This is a genomic window from Brevundimonas sp. (genome assembly GCF_016463485.1).
Lineage (GTDB): Bacteria > Pseudomonadota > Alphaproteobacteria > Caulobacterales > Caulobacteraceae > Brevundimonas.
The window spans coordinates 1-21,486 of sequence record NZ_JAEMRD010000014.1 but is presented as its reverse complement, the minus strand read 5'-3'; the positions used below and the strand labels follow the sequence as shown (position 1 = coordinate 21,486).

The following is a 21,486-nucleotide window of genomic DNA, read 5'->3' as shown; positions in this document are numbered from 1 at the left end:
ATGAGCGCCGCCGCCGCCACCTTCAAACCCGCAGTCGAAGCCGCCCCCCAGTCGGGTGCGCGCCTCGTCGTCTCCACCCTGGAGAAGCTGGGGGTAGAGGTGCTGTTCGGATATCCCGGCGGCGCCATCATGCCGATCTATGACGCCCTGGCCGGGTCGTCGCTGCGCCACTACCTGTGCCGTCACGAACAGGGCGCGGCCTTCGCCGCCGATTCCTATGCGCGGGTCAGTGGCAAGGTCGGGGTCTGTATGGCGACGTCGGGGCCGGGGGCGACCAATCTGGTCACCGGCATCGCCAACGCCATGCTGGATTCCATCCCCATGGTCTGCATCACCGGCAATGTCGCGCAGGGCGTCATGGGCATGGACGCCTTCCAGGAGGTCGACATCCTGGGCGTCACCCTGCCGATCGTGAAGCATTCCTATCTGGTCCGCAGCGCCGCCGACATTCCGGCGGTGATCGAGGAGGCATTTCATATCGCCCGCTCGGGCCGTCCGGGTCCGGTCCTGATCGACCTGCCCAAGGACGTCCAGTTCGAGATGACCGACGCCCCGCGCGGCATCCATCTGTCCAACCAGATCGACGTCGCCGACGCGGCCGTCATCGATGACGCCGTCGCCGCCATCCGCGCGGCAAAGAAGCCGGTCCTGTATATCGGTGGCGGGGTGAAGATCTCGGGCGCGGTCCAGGCCGTTCGCGACTTCGCCGCCATGACCGGCATCCCCCAGGTCTCGACCCTGAACGCCCTGGGCACCATCCCGACGGGCCAGGACAATTTCCTGGGCATGCTGGGGATGCACGGCACCCGCTGCGGCAACGAGGCAGTTCAGGAAAGCGACCTGCTGATCGTCGTCGGCGCACGCTTCGACGACCGCGCCACCGGCAAGCTGATCGAATTCGCGCCCCACGCCGGCGTCGTCCATTTCGACATCGACCCGTCCGAGATCGGCAAGCTGCGCAAGGTGGCGGTCGGCGTCACCGGCGACCTGAAACCCAATATCGAGGCCCTGAACGCGCGCCTGTCGGCGGGCCCCGCGATCGACGTGTCCGCATGGGCCGACAAGTGGCGCGCCAAGTCGATCGAATGCGCCTTCGACTACAATGCGCCGGGTGAAGGCGTCTTCGCGCCCCAGTTGCTGAACGAACTTTCGCAGAAGGCCGGCCCCAGCTTCATCGCCGCCTGCGACGTCGGCCAGCACCAGATGTGGGTGGCGCAATACTGCGAGTTCTCGCGGCCCCAGGCCCACATCACCTCGGGCGGTCTGGGCTCGATGGGCTTTGGCCTGCCCGCCGGGATCGGTGCCAAACTGGCCGAGCCGGACGCCTGTGTCGTCACCATCACCGGCGACGGCGGGGTGATGATGAACATCCAGGAACTGGCAACCGTCAACCGGTTCAAGATCCCGCTGAAGATCATCATCCTGGACAACTCGCGCCTGGGCATGGTGCGCCAGTGGCAGGAGTTCTTCTTCGAACGGAACTTTTCCGAGGTCGATCTGTCCGACAACCCCGACTTCGTGAAGGTCGCCGAGGCCTTCGGCATCCCGGCCTTCCGCGTCGATGCGCGCAATCAGGTCTCGGCCGGGATCGACCGTCTGCTGGCCACCGAGGGTCCGATCCTGATGCACGTCATCATCGATCCGAACGACAATGTCTGGCCGCTGGTGCCGCCGGGCAAGAACAACGCCGAAATGCTGGAGGGCGCACGATGACCGACACCGTTCACATCCTGATCGACCGGGCCGACGGCGCGCTTCAACGGCTGATCGGCCTGGTGGAGCGTCGCGGCTTTCACATCGACGCCATGACCATGGCACCCGAGGGTTCGGCCCTGGCCGTCGCCCTGACCGTGCGCGGCCGCGATGTCGGTCGCTCGATCGACAACCTGGGCCTGCAGATCGATCGTCTGGTCGGCGCGCGGAGAATTTCCAACGACGCCACCTTTCGCGCCGAGGCGGCCTGATCTCGATGAGCGTGCCGAAGACTTTGTATGAGAAGGTGTGGGACCGGCATCTGGTCGTGCGCGAAACCGAGGCCACCCCCGGCGTCCTCTACATCGACCTGCATCTGGTCCATGAGGTCACCAGCCCCCAGGCGTTCAGCGAGATAGAGAGCCGGGGGCTGAAGGTCCGTCGGCCCGATCGTACCTTCGCCACCCTGGACCACTCCACCCCGACCCTGCCGGCCGTGAACGGCCAACGCTCTTACGTCACCGACGAGGCGCGCGATCAGGTCTCGCGGCTGGAACAGAACTGCGCCCGCCACGGCATCGAACTGGCCGGCTGGGATTCGGACGCGCGCGGCGTCGTCCATGTCATGGGCCCGGAGCAGGGCCTGACCCAGCCGGGCATGACCGTCGTCTGTGGTGACAGCCATACCGCGACCCACGGTGCCTTCGGGGCCCTCGCCTTCGGCATTGGCACCTCCGAGGTCGGTCATGTGCTGGCGACGCAGTGCCTGCTGCAACGGAAATCGAAGACCCTTCGAGTGACTGTCGACGGCGAGCTTCAGCCCGGCGTCTCGGGCAAGGACGTCGCGCTGGCGGTCATCGCCGCCCTGGGCTTCGGCGGCGGCACGGGCTTCGTCATCGAATATGCGGGCAGCGCCGTGACGGGCCTGGACATGGAAGGGCGGATGACGCTCTGCAACATGTCGATCGAGGCCGGGGCGCGCGCGGGCATGATCGCCCCGGACGCCAAGACGATCGACTGGCTGCGTGGCCGGGCCAAGGTGCCGCAAGGCGCGGCCTATGACGCCGCCGCCGCCGAATGGCTGGCCCTGGCGAGCGATCCGGGCGCGACCTACGACCAGGAGATCGTGCTGGACGGGGACGCGATCCGTCCCATGGCGACCTGGGGCACCACCCCCGACGCCGGGGCGCCGATCGGGTCGAAGGTGCCCGAGCCCCAGTCGGACAGCGATCGCAAGGCCATCGCCTATATGGGCTTCGAGGCCGGTCAGACGACGACGACCCAGGCCGTCGACGTGGTCTTCATCGGCTCCTGCACCAACGGTCGCCTGCCCGACCTGCGCGCAGCAGCGGATGTCCTGCGCGGTCGCAAGGTCAAGCCGGGCGTTCGCATGCTGGTCGTACCGGGCTCGGAGGCCGTGCGCCGCGATGCGGAGGCCGAGGGGCTGCACACCGTCTTCACCGAGGCCGGGGCCGAATGGCGCCTTCCGGGCTGTTCGATGTGTATCGCGATGAACGGCGACACCGTGGGTCCGGGCCAGTTGGCCGTCTCGACCTCCAACCGCAATTTCGAGGGTCGTCAGGGCAAGGGCGCCCGCACCATCCTGGCCAGTCCTGCGACGGCGGCGGCCTCGGCCATCGCGGGGGTTCTGACCGATCCGCGGGTGTATCTGAACGAGGCCTCGCCCCTCAAGCAGTCGAGCGCCGCGCGCGAGACGATAGGGGCAAACAATGCCTGAACCCATCAAGGTCCTGACCTCCCGCACCCTGGTCCTGACCCAGGCCAATATCGACACCGACCAGATCATCCCGGCCCGGTTCCTGACCACGACCGAGACGAAGGGGCTGGGGGCCAAGGCCTTCTACGACTGGCGCTATGAAACGGACGGCACGGCGCGGCCCGAGGCGGTGCTGAACCGCATCGATCCGACCGAGCACCGCATCCTGGTCGCCGGGGACAATTTCGGCTGCGGCTCGTCGCGCGAGCATGCGCCGTGGGCTTTGTATGACTATGGCTTCCGGGCGGTGATCTCGACCGGCATTGCCGACATCTTCACCTCCAACGCGCTCAAGAACGGCCTGCTGCCGATCGTGGTCGATCAGGCGACCTGGGACGATCTGGTCGCCCATCCGGAACAGCCGGTGACGGTCGATCTGGAGGCCAACGAGGTACGGCGCGGCAACCATCCGCCTGTTGCATTTGCCGTCGAGGCTTTTGCCCGCCAGTGTCTGCTGGACGGGGTGGACACCCTCGGCTGGCTTTCCAACCATACCCCCGCCATCGAAGCCTTCGAGCGCTCTCACGAGCCTCAAACCGTAACGGAAACCGCGTGATGCCCAATCGCAAGACCTTCAAGATCGTCCTGCTGCCCGGTGACGGCGTCGGGCCCGAAGTGACCGCCTCTGCCAAGGCTGTGCTGGAGCTGATCGGTGACTTCTATGATCACGATTTCCGGTTTTCCGAACATCTGATCGGCGGGGCAGGCATCGACGCGGCTCAAAATCCGCTGCCCCAGGAGACTATCGACGCCTGCCTCGCCTGCGACGGCGTGTTGCTGGGAGCCGTCGGTGGGCCCAAGTGGGACGGCCAACCCTTACGTCCCGAGCAGGGGCTGCTGGCGATCCGCAAGGCCATGGGATTGTTCGCCAATCTGCGTCCGCTTCAGGTGTCGCCGGTGATGGCGCATCGCTCGCCGCTGAAGAAGGAGATCGTCGAGGGCGTCGATCTGATCGTCTTCCGCGAGCTGACCGGCGGCGTCTATTTCGGCGAAAAAGGCCGCAAGGAGGACGGCTCCGCCTACGACGTCTGTTCCTATTCGATCGAGGAGATCGAGCGCGTCACCCGCGCCGCCTTCAAGATCGCCGAGCAGCGTCGGGGCAAGGTCACCTCTGTCGACAAGGCCAACGTCATGGAGACCAGCCGCCTGTGGCGCGAGGTCGTGACCCGCATCCACGCCGAGGAATTCCCGGGCGTCGAGCTGAAGCACGCCCTGGTCGATTCCATGGCCATGCACCTGATCCAGCGTCCGCGCGATTACGACGTCATCCTGACCGAGAACATGTTCGGCGACATCCTGTCGGACGAGATCTCGGTGCTGGGCGGGTCGATCGGCCTCTTGCCCTCAGCGTCGCTGGGGACCAGCGGACCCGGCCTGTTCGAGCCCATCCACGGCTCGGCGCCCGATATCGCCGGACAGGATCTGGCCAACCCGGTCGGCACCATCCTGTCCGCCGCCATGCTGCTGCGCCACAGCCTGGGACTGGAGGACGAGGCCGATTCCATCGAGGCCGCCGTCGCCGCCGTCCTGGCCGCCGGTGCCGTCACCGCCGATCTGGGTGGAGAGCTGGGGACGCGCGGCGCGACCGACGCGATCCTGGACGCCATCCGGGCCATCCACTGGGCGGCGTCGCACCGGGTTCAGATGCACTGGGGTTGAGTGTTGCGATGCATATATATGACCAAGGTATGAATCTTCGCCTTGGCCGCAATCAGCGGCAATATTATTCAGGTCTGGCGTGCTAAAATAAGACGCCTGCACGAAAGTTGCACAGCGTACGGCTAAGCCTCTTGCGTCCTTGCGACGCCGTGTGATTGTTTCGCATCTGCGAGATCATCACAGGGGCTGCAACACACATGGCTAAGATCTGGAATCGAGTACCGGGCGTCCTTGCCCTGCTACTTCTTACGGCGGCGCTGTTCTATGCGGGCGGGGCCTTCGCTCAGGACGCCGCGCCGGCGCCGACGCTGCTGGCCCACCAGGCCGCGCTTGAACTGAACGGCGCGGACACCGCCTGGCTGGCGACGTCGTCGGCCCTGGTTCTGCTGATGACCCTGCCGGGCCTGGCGCTGTTCTACGGCGGCATGGTTCGCCGCAAGAACGTCATCGCCACCATCACCCAGTCAGTTGGCGTCTTCGCCGTCGTGACCGTGCTGTGGTTCGCCATCGGCTATTCGCTGGCCTTCGGCGTCAACGGCGACGCGGCCCTTCAGCCCTACATCGGCAGCCTCGACGCCGTGTTCCTGAACGGCGTGACGCTGGAAACGGCCCACAGCCTGCTGCCGGGCATCCCCGAGTTCGTCTTCCTGACGTTCCAGATGACCTTCGCCATCATCACCCCGGCCCTGATCACCGGTGCATTCGCCGAGCGGTTCAAGTATTCGGCCCTGCTGCTGTTCACCGCGCTGTGGACGGTGCTGATCTACTCGCCCATCGCCCACTGGGTCTGGGGCGGTGGTTTCCTGGGTTCGGCCGGTGTTCTCGACTTCGCCGGTGGTGCCGTCGTTCACGTCAACTCGGGTGTCGCGGGCCTCGTCTGCGCCCTGTTCCTGGGCCGTCGCAAGGGCTACGGAGCCGAGCCGATCAATCCGCACAACCCCGTGCTGACGATGATCGGTGCCAGCCTTCTGCTGGTCGGCTGGATCGGCTTCAACGCCGGTTCGGCGGGCGCGTCCAACGCCCTGATGGGCGCTGCGCTCATCAACACCATCCTGGCCGCCGCTGCCGCCGCCCTGACCTGGAAACTGGTCGAGGTCATCGAGAAGAAGAAGGCCTCGCTGATCGGGATGCTGTCCGGTCTGGTTGCCGGTCTGGTCGCCATCACCCCGGCTGCCGGCTTCGTCGATCCCAAGGGCGCCTTCCTGATCGGCGCCATCGCCGGCCCGGTCTGCTACATCTCCTCGGTGTGGATCAAGAAACTGCTCCGCTACGACGACAGCCTGGACGCCTTCGGCATCCACGGTGCGGGTGGTCTGCTGGGCGCCCTGCTGACCGGCGTGTTCGCGACTACGGCCATCAACGGCCTGTCCGAAGGTGCCAACATCGCGACCCAGGCGATCGGCCTGGCCTGGACCATCGCCTACTCCGCGATCGGCACCCTGGTCATCCTGGTCATCTGCAAGTTCACCACCGGACTGCGGGTCTCCGAGGCCCAGGAAGCCGAAGGCCTCGACACCGTCCTGCACGGCGAGTCCCTCGACCACTGACGACACGGGCCGGATGCAAGGCTCACCTCGCATCCGGCCGCATCTCTCTAGCCGGCGGTTCTGGCTCTCTCCCGCGCCGCCGGTTCACACGCCAACGACCACCAAGGTCATCGAAGGGGATACCAAGATGAAACTCACTGCTACGTGCGCGGCCGCCGCCGCACTCGCCCTGCTGGCCTCGGCCGGCGCCGCCTCGGCCCAGGACGTATCCGTCACCGCCAACGTCGCGGTGGCCTCGGACTATGTGTTCCGCGGCATCAGCCAGACCGACGAGGGTGCCGCCGTCCAGGGTGGTGTCGACCTGACCGTCGGCAGCTTCTACGCCGGTGTCTGGGCGTCCAACGTGGACTTCCTCGACAACACCGACGCCGAGATCGACGTCTATGGTGGTTATCGTGGCGAGGCTGCCGGCTTTGCCTATGACGTCGGCGTGGTGACCTATCTCTACGCTCCCGGTGCCAACCAGGACTACGACTACGTCGAGCTGAAAGCCGCCGCCTCGCGCGCTGTCGGACCCGCCACCTTTGGTGCCGCCGTCTACTTCTCGCCCGACTTCTTCGGTCTGGATGACGAGGCCACCTACCTCGAGTTCAACGCCGCCTATGCGGTTCCGCAGGTCTCGGGCCTGACCCTGACCAGCGCGGTCGGCAAGCAGTGGCTCTCGACCACGGACGACTATGTGACCTGGAACGTCGGCGGCACCTATGCCTTCGCCGGCACGCCCCTGGCCCTGGACGTCCGCTATCACGACAACGACTATGACCTGTCGGGCGTGCCGATCACCGACGGCCGTATCGTCGCGACCCTGAAAGCCGTCTTCTAGGCCTATCCTCCCAGGCCTGAACTGCGACGCCGCCCGTGGTGTGAGACACGGGCGGCGTCTTTGTGTCTGGGAAACAGTGGGACGACCTGGTGATGAACGCGCCGTCCTCACAAGCCGACGATTCACTGAGGTAGGAACTGCCTCGTTGGCAATCAGCCGCCGTAGCCGCGTCCACCGCCGCCGAAGCCGCCGCGCGAGACGACCGTGGTGCGGCTCTGGGCCCGGGCGGGGGCCTGGCGCGCCACATCGACGTCGTTGCGGTTGGCGACCGTCCGGCCGGTACGATAGTCGCGGCTCAGGTATCCGCCGCCATAGCCGTTGGAATAGCCGCCGTTGCGGTCACGATACAGCGGCCCGCCCCCGCGATAGCCACCGCCGTTCAGCAACTGGCCGATGATGAAACCGGTCGCCAGCGGTCCGAAGAAGCTGCCGCCGCCGGTGTTGTTCAGCGGGCGACACTGGTCCGGCCCCCACTGGCCCTCGCATTCGGCCTGAGAGGCATAGCGGGGCGCCTTCTCCTTGGCCTGCTGGTCCGCGACGTTATAGGCCGTGGCGCATTCGGCGTCGGTGACGTCGTTGGCGGCGCGGCATTCCTCCAGCGAGGTATAGGCCAGGGCCGGATCGGCCGCAGGCACCGGAGCCGCGACCTGGGGCGCGCCGCAGGCGGCCAGCGAGAAGCTGGCCGTGGCCATCAGACCCGTCACATGCAAGGTCCTGGACCGCATCATGCGGCGCATGTTCTGTGACCCGGCTTCCGGGCGGGCGGGTTTTTCGGGCGTGTCGGTCATGTCGCTCACCGCGCTCAGGTGGTCATGCAGGCGGCGTTGAGCAGGCCGACGCAGATCGAGATCGACGCCAGGTAGACGGCCGCAGCCACCTCACCGGCCTCGATCCGGGTGGTCAGGTTGCGGAAGGCCAGCCGGCTCATGGTCACGAAGACCAGGATCTGGATCACGCCCGCCAGCAGGGCCCAGGCTGCGAACTCCAGCAAACTGACCGTGTGCGACAGGGCCGAGGCCAGCGGCAGCACATAGCCGATCAACGCCCCGCCCAGCGAGATGGCGGCGGCGGTGTTGCCCTCCCGGATCAGCGTCCGCTCATGATAGGGCGTGACCCATTGATAGATCAGCTTGAAGGCCACGGTGAACACGCCCGCCGCCGCGAAGGCGAGGACGAAGGCCGCGGCCCCGTTGGTGAATGCAAACCAGTCGAACATTCGTCTTGCCTCCTCAGGCGCGGAACTCGGCCATCTCCAGCGGGATGCCGATCATGATTTCGTGGGTGATGTCGCCGGGCCGACCGTCGGCCCCCTGCGGCTGCATCTCCAGAGCCAGCATCAACTCGCGGCCATCGGGCAGGTCACGGGCGTACAGCATGCAGGTCTGGAAAATCTTGGAATAGGGGACCGTCGATGTCCGGTCGTCCCAGATCGTTTCCCAGAGGTCGACCGGGGCCTGGGTCGCGTCGCTCTCCGCGAACCAGAAACGCGGGAAATCCGGCAGCTCTTCGGCCGCGCCCTGGAATACCGGCGCCGACAGCCGGTCGCGCCAGATTCTCCGTTCCCGCTCACCCGGCGGATAGGCCGATGTCCAGGGAATGAACAGGGTGAAATCATAGCTTTCCTGGCCGGCGGCGTCGTCGCTCATGGCCTGAAGCATCACATGGTCGTCGGTATAGAAGCGGTGGACATGCTGGCCGCCCTCCAGCTCCAGATGGCCCTGGGCGGTGATGTCGAGCACGTCGCGATCCAGGGTGAACCTCGTCGTATCGCCAAGTCTGCGCCAGGCCAGCGGATCCAGCGACACCGTGCGCCCGACCGTGATGTTGCGCACCGTGGCCAGCCGATTGGCCGGGACTTCCGGAGCCGATGACCCGAACAGACGCTTGAACATGGTCCTTCTCTAGCCCTGAACCGCGAAGGCGGCGAGCCTGAGATGATCACGAACCTGTATCCCCTGGGGCATGGGCTGAAAATCCTCCCGGACGACACTCTTGTCAAGCGTTCATGTTACGCGTTACATGTAACAAATGACGGGCGCGCTCGACAGTTCATCGCCGGCCGGTTCGGATCGCATCCGGGCCTGGCGCAAGGCGCGCCGCGAGGCGGGCATGGTCAAGCTGGAACTCTGGGTGCCCCAGGCGACGCGCGACGATGTCCGCGCCGCCGTCCGCGCCATCGTCACCGATTCGACGCGCTCGCCGGCTCTTGTGCAACGCCGCCGCTCTCCCACCTCAATCGACATCACCCCTGGAGCTGACCATCAAATGGACGCCGTGATCGAAACCGCCTGGACCGTGCCCGCCGTCAAGGCAGCGCTGGATGATTCTCCCCTGGTCCGTGAGGGCGAACTGACCCTGCGCGTGGTCGAGGGCGCGGACCCCGTGCTGCTGGCCACCATGCATGAATATGGCGACCTGCCGATCTACCTCAGCGTCGGTGGGGCCCAGATCGTCTGTTCCGTCCTGCTCTGGCCCGTGTCGGAACAGAAGGACGCCGCCCGCTTCAACGAGTTCCTGCTGAAGGCGCAACGGGTCGTGCCCCTGTCCAACTTCGCCATCACCAGCGTGTCGGACGAGGACGTCTATGAGCTGATGGGCGAACTCTCGTGCAAGACGACGCTCCAGACCATATTGATCGAACTGCGCACCCTGGCCGAGAATGCGATCGACGCCACGTCGCTTCGCGAAACCTTCGACGCCGCCTGATCCGGAGAGATAGAAATGTCCATGCTCGCCAAACTCTCCGCCCTGTTCCGCGGCACCGCCCATGAGGCCGGCCAGTCCGTCGTCGACGCCAATGCGTTGAAGATCCTGGATCAGGAAATCCGCGACGCCGACAATGCGCAAGGCAAGGCCCGCGACGACCTTGCCGGCCTGGTCGCCCGCCGCCGGATGGCCGAGAACGAACTCAAGAGCTTCGGCGAACAGATCGCCAAGTACGAAAGCTCCGCCCGTGCCGCCGTGTCCCAGGGCAAGATGGACCTGGCCCGCGAGGTCGCCGGACGCATCGCAGAACTGGAATCGGAGATCGGCACCCGCGGTCCTCAGATCGAGGGCATGAAGGAAGCCGAGGCCCGCCTGCGCACCGCCATTTCTTCTACTGACCAGAAGATCGAGACGCTCCGGCGCGAGATCGACATCGTCAAGGTCAACGAAAGCGTCCAGCGCGCCCAGACTTCGGTCGCCCTGCAATCGGCCGGCGCCCACTCGCGTATCGGCTCGGCCGCCGACAGCCTGCAACGCATCAAACAGCGCCAGGCCGTGCAGGAAGAGAAGCTCAAGGCCGGTCAGGAACTGGAAGACCGCCGAACCGGTGCCGACCTCGACCACAAGCTGAAAGAGGCCGGCATCCTGCCCGGCCATTCCTCGGCCGATGATGTGCTGGCGCGGCTGACCCAGTCGCCGGTCACGGTGGTTACGCCTCAGATCGGGACCAGCGTGCCGGCAGCCGACAAGGACCCGGCTTAATCCTTTCCTCCCCGTTCGCCGCTTGGCGAACGGGGAGGGGGACCGCGAAGCGGTGGAGGGGCTCTGCCCGCAGGCGCGATACCGAGTGTGGGGCTGGCAGCCCCTCCGTCTCGCCGCAAGCGCGGCGATCCACCTCCCCATCGGCTTCGCCGTCGGGGAGGAGAAAGTGGACCATGCAACGCATCAAACTCAGCCCCCGTCCCGACTGGCAGGCCAAGGCCGAGGCCGTCGGCTTCACCTGGCATCACGACTCCGGCCAGATCTACTGGGACGAAGCCGCCGCCTATGAGTTCTCGCTCGCCGAGATCGAGGACGGCATCGAGGCCCCGACGGCCGAGCTACACGCCATGTGCCTCGACCTCGTCGACGAGGCGGTAAAGTCCGAGCGGCTGATGACCCAGCTCGATATCCCCGAAGCCATGCGCGACTATGTCGCCGAAAGCTGGAAGCGGAACGATCCCAGCCTCTATGGCCGGTTCGACTTCGCCTATGACGGCACGGGGCCGGCCAAACTGTACGAGTACAACGCCGACACCCCGACCTCCGTGTACGAGACGGCCGTGTTCCAGTGGCTGTGGCTGGAGGACCAGATCGCAGCGGGCGTGCTGCCGCAGGGCGCCGACCAGTTCAACAGCCTGCACGAAAAGCTTGTCGAGCGGTTCGGGGCCATCTTCCCCGAGGGTGGCTTCGTTCATTTCAGTTCCGACCCCGATTTCGTCGAGGACCGCCAGACCGTGCGGTTCCTGGAGGACTGCGCCAAACAGGCCGGTCTGGAGCCCCAGTTCGTCGCGATCGGCGACATCGGGCTGAATGCCGACGGCCGCTTCGTCGATCATGAGAATTTCCTGATCGGGGCGATGTTCAAACTGTACCCGTGGGAACAGATGCTGCGCGACGACTACGCCAAGCCGTTGCCGGACGCCGAGGTGACGGTGCTGGAGCCGGCGTGGAAATCGATCCTGTCCAACAAGGGGATGCTACCGCTTCTGTGGGAACGGCATGCGGGCCATCCCAACCTGCTGGAGACCTATTTCGAGAGCGACCCGGCGCACACGACGCTGGGCACATCGTATGTGCGCAAGCCCCTGTTCTCGCGAGAGGGGGCCAATGTCGAACTGGTCAAGGACGGGCGGAAATCGTCGGTGCTGGACGGGGGTTACGGCGACGGGGCCTGGATCCGTCAGGCCCTGCATGCCCCGCCGAAATTCGACAACCGCTATGTGATCGTCGGCTCCTGGGTCGTCGGCAACGAACCGGCGGGCATCGGGCTGCGCGAGGACCGGGGCCGGATCACGCGCAACACCTCGCGCTTCCTGCCGCACTACATCCGCGACTGAACCTCGCGCGTAACGATCCCTGACCTGACAGCCGAAGCTTGGCCGGTTAGGGAAGGCGTGACCCGTCACGAAAGCCCCTTCATGACCGCCGCCCTTTCGGACACACCGAACGCCATGTCCCGTCGTCGCGCCCTGTCCAGCCTGGCCGTCCTGTCCGCCCTCGGGGCGAGCTGGTTTACCGCGCCGAAGGCCAAGGCGGCCCCGGTGCAAACGCGGTCCTCGGCCGAACACGCGGCCTTGATCGAGACTTTGATCGGTCAGATGACGATCGACGAGAAGGCAGGTCAGCTGAACCTGCTGGCCGACCCGTTCCGCTTCCGGCCCTACAACGTCAATCCGCTTGATGCCTTCGGTGATCCGGCCCGGACCACCGACCTGATCCGGCGGGGCCTGTGCGGGGCTCTGTTCAACGGCGTCGGGGCAGAGGCGGGTCGGCGCATCCAGCGGATCGCGGTCGAGGAGACCCGGCTCAAGATCCCGATGCTGTTCGCCGCCGACATCATCCACGGCATGACCACGGTGTTTCCCGTGCCTCTGGCCGAGGCCTCCGCTTTCGACGAGGACCTGGCCTATCGCACCGCCCGGGTCGCCGCGCTCGAGGGGGCGGTGTCGGGCATCCATCAGGCCTATGCCCCCATGGTCGATGTGGCGCGGGACCAGCGCTGGGGCCGGGTGGTCGAGGGGGCCGGCGAGGACGTCCTGCTGAACCAGCGCCTGGCCGCCGCCCGGGTGCGCGGTTTCCAGGGCGAGCGGGGCCTGGCCGACCGAGACGCCCTTCTGGCCACGCCCAAGCATTTCGTCGCCTATTCGGCGGCCCAGGGCGGGATGGAATACAACACCACCGACATGAGCGAGGCGACGCTGCGGGGGGTCTTCCTGCCGCCCTTCTGGTCGGCGATCGACGCCGGTGCCCTGTCGGTCATGAGCGCCTTCAACGATCTGAATGGGGTGCCCACTTCGGGCAACCGGCGGATGCTGACTGACGTGCTGCGGGGCGAATGGGACTTCAAGGGGTTCGTCGTGTCCGACTACACCTCGGAGCGAGAGCTGATCGCCCACGGTTTCGCCGAGGACGGCCGCGACGCCGCCCGCATCGCCCTGCTGGCCGGTGTGGACATGAGCATGGTGTCGGGCCTCTACCTCGAACACATCCCCGGTCTGGTCGCGTCCGGCGGCGTGCCGATGGCCCGCGTCGACGAGGCGGTGCGCCGGGTGCTGACGACCAAGGCGGCGCTCGGCCTGTTCGACGACCCCTATCGCGGCATGGACCCGGAACGGGAACGTCTCGTTCGCGGCGCCGCCGACCACTATGCCCTGGCGCGCGAGGCGGGGGCCAAATCGATCGTCCTGCTGAAGAACGAGGGCCGCGTTCTGCCCCTGCGTCGCGAGGGCCAGAAGATCGCCCTGATCGGGCCGTTCGCCAGCGACGTGGACAACGTCTTCGGCCCCTGGACCATCTGGGGCGACGAGGGGCACCGCGTTTCGCTGGAGGCCGGGTTCCGCGCGGCGATGCGGCGTCCCGAGGACCTGATCGTGGCCCAGGGTTGCGAGGTCGAGGCGGCCATATCCGGTGGTATATCGGCGGCCGTGGTGGCGGCGGCCCAATCCGACGTCGTGGTCCTCGCGCTCGGCGAAAGCGCCCGGTTCTCGGGCGAGGCCCAGTCCCGCGTGGAGATCACCCTTCCGCCCGCGCAACAGGCCCTGGCCCAGGCTGTCGCCGAGATCGGCAAGCCCATGGTCGTCCTGCTGCGCAACGGACGGGCGCTGGAACTGTCGGGGGCGGTGAAGGACGCCGCCGCGATCGTCGTCACCTGGTTCCTGGGGTCCGAGATGGGCAACAGCGTCGCCGAAGTCGTCTTCGGCGCCCATTCGCCGTCCGGTCGCCTGCCGGTCAGCTTCCCGCACCGCTCGGGCCAGCAGCCCTTTTCCTACGACCACAAGACCACAGGCCGTCCGGCCAATCCGGCACTGGCCAGCGAGGAATACACCGCCCGCTACCGCGAGACGACCAACACTGCCCTGTACCCGTTCGGCCACGGCCTGACCTATGGCGAGGTCCGCTATTCGGCCGCCGTCCTGTCGTCGGACACCCTGGCCTGGGACGGCGAGATCGAGGCATCGGTGGCCATCCAGAACGCCGGGACCGTGCCCGTCGTGGAAACGGTGCAGCTCTATATCCATGACCGCGTCGCCAGCCTTACCCAGCCAGGCCAGAGACTGCGCGACTATCGCAAGGTCGAGATCGCTGCCGGAGCCACGACGACCGTCACCTTCCGCCTGCGCCGCCCCTTGCTGGAGTTCATCGGAGCGGAGGGCCGGATGACCGTCGAACCTGGCGCCTTCGACCTGTGGCTGGCACCGTCGGCCCAGGTCGGAACCCCGACGCGTTTCAACCTGGTCCGTTGATCCCTGCCTGGTTCAACGTCCTTCCCGCCGGCGGGCCCAGGCCTGCAGACGGGGACGGAGCCGCAGGAACCGCAGATAGGCGCGCTCGAACACGGCAAGGACACCGGGATGTCGCGCCAGAAGGCCGAACGGCCGCAGGATCGGTATCGCTCTCCACATCGCCGCGAAGGCCGCCGCGCCGGACAGCATGCGGCCGTCCTCGCTGGCGTGAAATCGGGCCAGAAGCTCTCCCCGATCGATCGGACAGACGCCGGTTCCATCCGTCAGATCGACGAACTGGATGGCACCCTGCCGGTCCAGCCGTCGCATCAGGGATATCTCGCGCCGACACAGGGGGCAGTCGCCGTCGAACCAGACGATCAGGTCACTCATGCGGGCATCATAGCGTGAAGCCGGATCGCACATGACGGACGAAAGGTCGCGATCGGGCCTTGCTTCCGTCGTCTTCCCCGTGCCGACTGAGCCGATGACCTCGGCCCTGCTTCGCGACGTCTACATCACTGGCTGCGGTGCCTTTCTGCCCGGAGAGCCTGTCGGCGTCGGGACGATGGAAGACCACATCGGCCGCATCGGTGGCCGATCCTCGGCGGTCGGCCGTCGCGCCCTGCGCTGGAACGGGGTCGAGACCCGCCACTATGCGATGGCACCGGACGGCACGGTGTTACATTCCAACGCCTCCATGGCCGCGCAGGCCGTGCGGGCGGCGCTCGACGATGCGGGGCTTTCGGTCGGCGACCTGAACCACCTGGCGACGGCGACGACCCAGGGCGACTATCTGGTGCCCGGCCACGCCAGCGCGGTCCACGCCGAGCTCGGTGCCCTCTGTCCCGGAATGGGCCCCATCGAGATCGCCAGCTACCAGTCCGTCTGCGCCTCCGCCCTGATGGCCATGAAGGGTGCCTGGCTGCAGGTCCGGGCGGGCGAGGCGAATGTCGCCGTCACGACCGGCAGCGAGTTCTCGTCGCGCTGGTTCCGGCCCGAATTCTATGAAGGCACCGCCCTGGTCGATGCCAAGGGCCGGGCGCGGATGGAGGCGGACTTCCTGCGCTTCACCCTGTCGGACGGCGCGGGGGCTGTGGTGCTTGAACCCCGGCCGCGCCCCGACGGCCTGTCACTGAAGGTTGACTGGATCGATCTGACCTCGCTGGCCCACGCCTTCGATCCCTGCATGTGGGCCGGCTCGACCTTCGCCGATCGCGCCGACATGAAATCGGCCTGGAGTCACGTCGGCCCGACCGCCTCCCATGCGTCAGGGGCCATCGCCCTGCTTCAGGATTTTGACCTGCTCAAGATCGTGATCCGCGCCTGGATCGGAGTCTGGATGAAGAAGGTCGACGACGGCCGGATCGTGCCCGATGCCGTCGATCACCTGCTGTGCCACTATTCGGCGAAGTCCCTGCGCGAGGAGATCGTCTCCATCCTGAGATCGACGAAGGCCATGATCCCGGAGGACAAATGGTTCTCCAACCTGGCCACCGTCGGCAATGTCGGTTCGGCCTCGATCTGGGTCATGCTGGACGAGTTCATGAAGAGCGGGCGGGCGAAGCGGGGCGAGAAGGTGCTGTTGATCGTGCCCGAAAGCGGTCGCGCCATGGTGGGGTTCATGATGCTGGAGGTGGTGTGATGGCTGATGGTCCGATCCATGACGATGCGGTCGCCGACACTCTGCGCAAGCTGGCCGTCGTCTTCGCCGAGTTCGAGCAGAGACTGGAATCCACCCCCCTGATCCGCAAGCTGACCCGCGGCCGGTTCGAGATCGCCGACTATCACGCCTTCCTCATCAACCTGCGCCAGCAGGTGAAGGACGGTGCCCTGTGGATGAGCCGGGCGGCGTCGAACGTCGGCGAGGCGCATCTGGAACTGCGCTCGACCCTGATGCGCCATGCGGTCACCGAACACCGCGATTTCCGCCTGCTGGAGGCCGATTTCGTCGCCTCGGGCGGGACGCTCGAGACCATTCGCGGGGCGCCCAAAAACGTCGGCTCCGAAGCCATCTCGGCCTGGATGTTCCATGAGGCGTCCAGGCCAGACCCCTTCGGCCTGCTGGGGGCTATGTTCGTCATCGAGGGGCTGGGCTCGATCAAGGCCCGGCCATGGGGCCTGAAGGTCCAGGAACGTCTGGCCCTGCCCGACGAGGCGGTGCGGTTCCTGCTCTATCACGGCGAGAACGACGTCGAGCATATGCAGGAGTTCGAGGCGATGCTGCGGATGGTGCTGCCGGACCCCGCCGTCGCCGAACGCATCGTGACCTGCGCCCGCGTCACCGCCCGCCTCTATGCGCTCCAGATCGAGGAGATCATGGCATGAGCCTGTCGGACGGTGGCGCTCACGGCGATGCAGGCCCACGCGAGCGGGCCGATCCGTTCGACGCCCGCGCCTACGACCCCGCCGACCCCGATCCCTGGCTGGCGCTCTATCTCGATCACAGTCTACCGATCGACCCCCAGGCCAAGCGGGCCCTGCTGCTGGGGGCGCGGTCGTGGTCGCGGCGATGGCTGTTCCCGGTCAGCCGCCCGCTGGTCTTCCTGTTCTTCTGCCTGGTGAAGGTCCTGCGGGCGATCTCGCCCCGTCATCCGAACCTGAACGGCCTGCTGCACAAGTCCATCCGCTGGGGATTGCAGATCTTCGGCTCGCCCGAGGCCAACACCCTGATCATGCGGCATTTCCATGTCGGTACCGAACTGCTGGCCTTCATGAAAGCCAACTCCGGCGTCGACCCGGCATCCATCAAGACGATCCCGCTCAAGCCCCTGACGCTCAAGGATCTGGAGGACAACGTCTTCCTCCAGCACGACCTGAACATCTTCAACTTCATCATCGAGATGAACATCGGCCTGAAGGCGCAAGGGCGCGAACTGACCCCGCCGGCGGTGGTCGATTTTTCGATGATCTCGGACGTCGAACCGGCCTTCCAGACCTTCCCGACCGGCCCGCTGAACCGGATCGACATCCAGACGGCGGTGGAGTTCTACACCCCGCTCTATGCCCTGATGCTGCCCCGCTCCGACTTCATGCGGGCCTCGCACAGCCTTCAGCTGGACGAGACGGTGGCCATCTATATCGCCCGCATCCTGGGTACCGACTACCACATGAATTTCGTCAAGAACGGCCACCCTCTGGTGACCCTGTCGACCTTGCAGGCCGGCTATCGTCTGATGATGCACGGCCTCGATTGCGAGGGCATGCACGGCTGGCTGCGCGTGCTCAAGGCGCGTCAGGCGGCGGGGCTTTCGCTCGATCCGAGGAACCCCACGGGCGGGGAGACGGCGCTTGGGTAGGGTCCCTTCCCCCTCTTGCGGGGGAAGGTGGCAGGCGGAGCCTGACGGATGGGGGGTGATATCGGGCGCTTAAGGAGAGCGAACGCCCTTCAACACTTGCTTCGTATCTCTGTACCCCTCATCCGAGCGGCTCCGCCGCCCACCTTCTCCCGCAAGGGGAGAAGGAAACTATGCCGCAGCTTCCGCCAGCTTCTTCTTGTTCCGCCCGCGACCCAGCCGATAGACGCCGAACGCGATCAATCCACCGACCGCCAGAATGGCGATCGAGAGCAGGGGCCGGAACGCGAACCAGGCCAGGGCGATGGTCACCGTCCCGATGCTGAAGCCCAGGACGAAGGCCACAAGTCCCGTCCCCATCCGCACGATCGTCCCCACCAGCGGCAGGACGTCGGCGAGCACTCCCAGCGGCGCCAGGATCAGGCCGAACCCGACGATCAACAGCACCATGCCCAGCACCCGGATGATCCAGGTGATGACCCGGTTGGCGTCCTGGGCCCCCTGGAACATGTCGGCGGCGGGGACGGCACCGTCCGAAACCAGCAGGAACTCTTCGCCGTTCTTGGCGCGATAGTTGGTGAAGCCGTCGCCGTTCTGCTTGCCGACGATCGAGATCACGCCCGCCGGGGTCAGGTCATAGGATATGCGGATGTCGCCGATCGTTGGGCTGCCCTGGATCACGGACGTCTCCGACACGGGCGCGGCGTCATCGGCGTCGTCGACATTACTGCTGCGCGGCCGGTTGGCGGACAGCAGTATCTTGCCCTGTGAGATCGAAACATACTGGTCGACGTCGCCGACAGCCGCCTGCACTGCAGCCAGATTGTCCTGGGTCAGACGCAGCGGGGTCTCGCCGCCGATTTGGCCGACAACGGCGTCGTCGAGCCGGAAATCGCCGAGCGTCGCGTCCTGGGCCAGGATGTCGGCTCCCTCGACGGCGAACTCGGGGTTCTGGTGCCCGTTCGGTTCGGCGAAGGCGCTGGAATCCTCGGGCGCGCCGGACCAGACCTTGGCATAGGTATAGGTGGTCACCGTCTCCTCGCCGCCGCCCAGCTTGGTACGGGTCTCGGACTTGGAGCTTTCGCGCCATTGGTACATCTCGACCTGGCGCGACAGATGCACGCCCGTCGCGGTGATGCCGAAGTCGCTGTCCTCGAGCGGCGCGGTCACGGCGACCGGGCCGGACACGTGGACCAGCTTCTGGTCATTGGCGGCGTCGATCGGGCTGGCCTGGATATCGACCACGATGGATGCGCCTTCCTTCAGGCCGCGTTCGGTCTTGACGGCCCGACCCTCGTTCCAAGCCAGTCCGGCGATGCAGACGAAGATCAGAACGACGCCGACGACGACCCCGGCGAAGGCCGAGCCGACGCGCGAAAACCATGAGGTGTTCGTCGTCCTGGTGACGCTGTCAGGCATTGTGATTTCCCCCCGGAAACTCTGATCGCCCCGTCCGACCCCCTGCCGGATGCGAAAGCTTTGCGGTGGAGATTAGGCCTGTGCGGTGCGGCCCGCAACACCGGCGCGTCAGACGATGCCTGTCAGCGGGTGCTTGTCTCGCGGAGCGGGGCCCGGTCTAACCGGGACATGACGACACCGACCGATACCACCGCTGGACCTTTGGCTCCCGGCTGGCGCTTCTGGATCGACCGGGGCGGCACCTTCACCGACGTGGTCGGCCGGGCACCCGATGGTCACGTCTGCACCGCCAAACTGCTGAGCGAGAACCCCGAACACTATGCCGACGCGGCGGTCGAGGGGATGCGGCGGATGCTGGGGGTGGGCCCTGGTCCGCTGCCTCCCGGCCAGGTCGAGACCGTTCGGATGGGCACGACGGTGGCGACGAACGCCTTGCTGGAGAGGAAGGGCGCAACGACGGTCCTGGCCATCACGCGCGGCTTCGGCGACGCCCTGACCATCGGCTGGCAGAGTCGTCCGGACATCTTTGCCCGCCACATCGTGCTGAACCCACCGCTGCACGACCGCGTAATCGAGATCGACGAACGGGTCGGTGTCGACGGCCGGGTGCTGATCCCCCTGGATGAGGCTCGCGCGCGAACAGACCTGGCGGCGGCACGGGTGGAGGGGGCCGAGGCGGTCGCCATCGTCCTGGTCCACGGATGGCGATGGACGGCGCACGAGACGCGGCTGGCCGAGATCGCCGCCGAGGTGGGCTTCACGCAGATTTCGGTCAGCCATGAGGTCGGTGCCCTGATCAAGCTGATCGGGCGCGGCGATACGACGGTCGCGGACGCCTATCTGTCGCCCGTGCTGCGCCGCTATGTGGATCGGGTGCGGGGCGAATTGGGCCCGGCGACGCCCCTGATGTTCATGCAGTCGAACGGCGGCCTGACCGACGCCGACGCCTTCCGCGGCAAGGACGCCATCCTGTCCGGCCCGGCGGGGGGCGTGGTCGGGATGGCGGCGACGGCGAGGGAAGCGGGCTTCGACCACGTCATCGGCTTCGACATGGGCGGCACCTCTACCGACGTCAGCCACTATGCCGGCGAGTATGAGCGGACCAGCGACAGCGTCGTCGCGGGCGTGCGGCTGAGGGCCCCGATGTTGTCGATCGAGACCGTGGCGGCCGGCGGCGGCTCGATCTGTCGCTTCGACGGCGCGCGCCTGAGGGTCGGGCCCGAAAGCGCGGGGGCCGTGCCGGGCCCGGCCGCCTATCGCCGTGGCGGCCCCCTGACCATCACCGACTGCAACGTCCTGCTGGGCAAGCTTCAGCCCGAGCATTTTCCAGCCGTGTTCGGCCCCGGCGGCGATCAACCTCTGGATGCCGAGATCGTACGCTCGAAATTCGACGCCCTGGCCGCCGAGGTTTCCGCCGCGACCGGCCGCCCCGTCTCCCCCGCCGAACTGGCCGAGGGCTTCATCGCCATCGCCGTCGACCACATGGCCCGCGCCATCAAGACCATCTCGATCCAGCGTGGCCATGACGTCTCGCGCCACGTCCTCAACTGCTTCGGCGGGGCAGGGGGCCAGCACGCCTGCCTAGTCGCCGACGCCCTGGGCATGAAGACGGTGATGCTGCATCCCCATGCAGGCGTATTGTCCGCCTACGGAATGGGCCTGGCCGAGGTCCGGACGATCCGACAGGAGACCGTCGCGGAACCGCTCGATGCGGTGGCCGACGCCGCGTTGGCCGGTCGGGTCGCAGGCTTGGCCGAGGCGGCGCGGGCGGGACTGTCGGGTGGCGACGTCAGCGACACGGTCGCGATCATCGCCCGCGCAGAGGTCAAATACGCCGGGACCGACACGCCGCTGACCGTGCCGTTCGGCCCGGCCGAGACAATGCGCGGGGCCTTCGACGCGGCGCATCGCCAGCGGTTCGGGTTCGTCGCTGAACGCGGCCTGATCGTCGAGACCTTGCAGGTCGAGGCCGTGTCGTCGCCTTCTCCCTCCCCCGAGGGGGAGGGTGGTCGAAGCGCAGCGAAGACCGGGTGGAAACGGCAAGGCGATACGTCGCTGACTTTGCCTGCCGCCCCCACCCGAT

Annotated in this window: 20 protein-coding genes; 15 read left to right on the top strand and 5 right to left on the bottom strand. The window is 66.8% G+C overall.

Annotated elements, in window-relative coordinates:
* The 7 genes from ilvG to JHC99_RS04055 all read left to right on the top strand — a co-directional run bounded on the left by ilvG (position 1) and on the right by JHC99_RS04055 (position 7,498).
* A complete protein-coding gene (gene ilvG, locus JHC99_RS04085; protein ID WP_292152186.1) occupies positions 1-1,713 on the top strand; it encodes an acetolactate synthase 2 catalytic subunit in 1,713 nt (570 codons plus the stop codon).
* Positions 1,710-1,964 (top strand): ACT domain-containing protein, encoded by a 255-nt coding sequence (locus JHC99_RS04080; protein ID WP_292152185.1) that lies wholly within the window; start codon positions 1,710-1,712, stop codon positions 1,962-1,964. The genes ilvG and JHC99_RS04080 overlap by 4 nt, the downstream gene beginning before the upstream one ends.
* Positions 1,965-1,969: 5 nt before the next feature.
* Positions 1,970-3,430: a 3-isopropylmalate dehydratase large subunit gene (leuC, locus tag JHC99_RS04075; protein WP_292152184.1), complete on the top strand. Its 1,461-nt coding sequence runs from the start codon at positions 1,970-1,972 to the stop codon at positions 3,428-3,430.
* Positions 3,423-4,025 (top strand): 3-isopropylmalate dehydratase small subunit, encoded by a 603-nt coding sequence (gene leuD, locus JHC99_RS04070; protein WP_292152183.1) that lies wholly within the window; start codon positions 3,423-3,425, stop codon positions 4,023-4,025. The genes leuC and leuD overlap by 8 nt, the downstream gene beginning before the upstream one ends.
* Complete coding sequence (gene leuB / locus JHC99_RS04065) at positions 4,025-5,128, top strand: 3-isopropylmalate dehydrogenase (protein WP_292152182.1); 1,104 nt, start codon at positions 4,025-4,027, stop codon at positions 5,126-5,128. Before leuD ends, leuB begins: the two co-directional genes overlap by 1 nt.
* 197 nt (positions 5,129-5,325) lie before the next feature.
* Positions 5,326-6,675, top strand: coding sequence for an ammonium transporter (locus tag JHC99_RS04060; RefSeq protein WP_292152181.1), 1,350 nt, complete (start codon positions 5,326-5,328; stop codon positions 6,673-6,675).
* Positions 6,676-6,802: 127 nt separating this feature from the next.
* Positions 6,803-7,498: a TorF family putative porin gene (locus JHC99_RS04055; protein WP_292152180.1), complete on the top strand. Its 696-nt coding sequence runs from the start codon at positions 6,803-6,805 to the stop codon at positions 7,496-7,498.
* A 152-nt stretch (positions 7,499-7,650) separates the two neighbouring features.
* On the opposite strand, the gene JHC99_RS04050 is transcribed toward JHC99_RS04055, so the two are convergent.
* Genes JHC99_RS04050 through JHC99_RS04040 form a run of 3 tightly spaced genes read right to left on the bottom strand, consistent with a single transcriptional unit; the run spans position 7,651 to position 9,390 of the window.
* Positions 7,651-8,286: a DUF1190 domain-containing protein gene (locus JHC99_RS04050; RefSeq protein ID WP_292152179.1), complete on the bottom strand. Its 636-nt coding sequence runs from the start codon at positions 8,284-8,286 to the stop codon at positions 7,651-7,653.
* 14 nt (positions 8,287-8,300) lie between these two features.
* A complete protein-coding gene (locus JHC99_RS04045) occupies positions 8,301-8,714 on the bottom strand; it encodes a DUF350 domain-containing protein (RefSeq protein WP_292152178.1) in 414 nt (137 codons plus the stop codon).
* Between the two features lie 13 nt (positions 8,715-8,727).
* Positions 8,728-9,390 carry a YjfK family protein gene (locus JHC99_RS04040; RefSeq protein WP_292152177.1) on the bottom strand — a complete coding sequence of 221 codons (663 nt, stop codon included), beginning with the start codon at positions 9,388-9,390 and terminating at the stop codon, positions 8,728-8,730.
* A gap of 136 nt (positions 9,391-9,526) precedes the next feature.
* Between JHC99_RS04040 and JHC99_RS04035 the strand changes: the two genes are divergently transcribed.
* The 4 genes from JHC99_RS04035 to JHC99_RS04020 all read left to right on the top strand — a co-directional run bounded on the left by JHC99_RS04035 (position 9,527) and on the right by JHC99_RS04020 (position 14,709).
* Positions 9,527-10,204 (top strand): YjfI family protein, encoded by a 678-nt coding sequence (locus JHC99_RS04035; protein ID WP_292152176.1) that lies wholly within the window; start codon positions 9,527-9,529, stop codon positions 10,202-10,204.
* Positions 10,205-10,219: 15 nt separating this feature from the next.
* Complete coding sequence (locus JHC99_RS04030; protein WP_292152175.1) at positions 10,220-10,966, top strand: PspA/IM30 family protein; 747 nt, start codon at positions 10,220-10,222, stop codon at positions 10,964-10,966.
* A gap of 173 nt (positions 10,967-11,139) precedes the next feature.
* Positions 11,140-12,303, top strand: coding sequence for a glutathionylspermidine synthase family protein (locus tag JHC99_RS04025; RefSeq protein ID WP_292152174.1), 1,164 nt, complete (start codon positions 11,140-11,142; stop codon positions 12,301-12,303).
* An 81-nt stretch (positions 12,304-12,384) separates the two neighbouring features.
* Positions 12,385-14,709 carry a glycoside hydrolase family 3 N-terminal domain-containing protein gene (locus tag JHC99_RS04020; protein ID WP_292152173.1) on the top strand — a complete coding sequence of 775 codons (2,325 nt, stop codon included), beginning with the start codon at positions 12,385-12,387 and terminating at the stop codon, positions 14,707-14,709.
* A 12-nt stretch (positions 14,710-14,721) separates the two neighbouring features.
* Here the strand turns inward: JHC99_RS04020 and JHC99_RS04015 are convergent, their stop codons facing one another.
* Positions 14,722-15,081 (bottom strand): thiol-disulfide oxidoreductase DCC family protein, encoded by a 360-nt coding sequence (locus JHC99_RS04015; protein ID WP_292152172.1) that lies wholly within the window; start codon positions 15,079-15,081, stop codon positions 14,722-14,724.
* Between the two features lie 31 nt (positions 15,082-15,112).
* Between JHC99_RS04015 and JHC99_RS04010 the strand changes: the two genes are divergently transcribed.
* From JHC99_RS04010 to JHC99_RS04000, 3 genes are read left to right on the top strand one after another with little or no spacing between them, the layout of a single operon-like run.
* On the top strand, positions 15,113-16,333 hold the full coding sequence (locus tag JHC99_RS04010; RefSeq protein WP_292152171.1) for a beta-ketoacyl-ACP synthase III: 1,221 nt from the start codon (positions 15,113-15,115) through the stop codon (positions 16,331-16,333).
* Entirely contained in the window at positions 16,333-17,016 is a 684-nt protein-coding gene (locus JHC99_RS04005; protein ID WP_292152170.1) for an iron-containing redox enzyme family protein, read from the top strand. The genes JHC99_RS04010 and JHC99_RS04005 overlap by 1 nt, the downstream gene beginning before the upstream one ends.
* Positions 17,013-17,987 (top strand): hypothetical protein, encoded by a 975-nt coding sequence (locus JHC99_RS04000; RefSeq protein WP_292152169.1) that lies wholly within the window; start codon positions 17,013-17,015, stop codon positions 17,985-17,987. Before JHC99_RS04005 ends, JHC99_RS04000 begins: the two co-directional genes overlap by 4 nt.
* A gap of 168 nt (positions 17,988-18,155) precedes the next feature.
* Here the strand turns inward: JHC99_RS04000 and JHC99_RS03995 are convergent, their stop codons facing one another.
* Positions 18,156-19,403: a TMEM43 family protein gene (locus JHC99_RS03995; protein WP_292152168.1), complete on the bottom strand. Its 1,248-nt coding sequence runs from the start codon at positions 19,401-19,403 to the stop codon at positions 18,156-18,158.
* Between the two features lie 168 nt (positions 19,404-19,571).
* On the opposite strand from JHC99_RS03995, the gene JHC99_RS03990 reads away from it, so the two are divergent.
* The coding region (locus tag JHC99_RS03990) for a hydantoinase/oxoprolinase family protein (RefSeq protein WP_292152167.1) at positions 19,572-21,486 on the top strand (1,915 nt) is incomplete at its 3' end.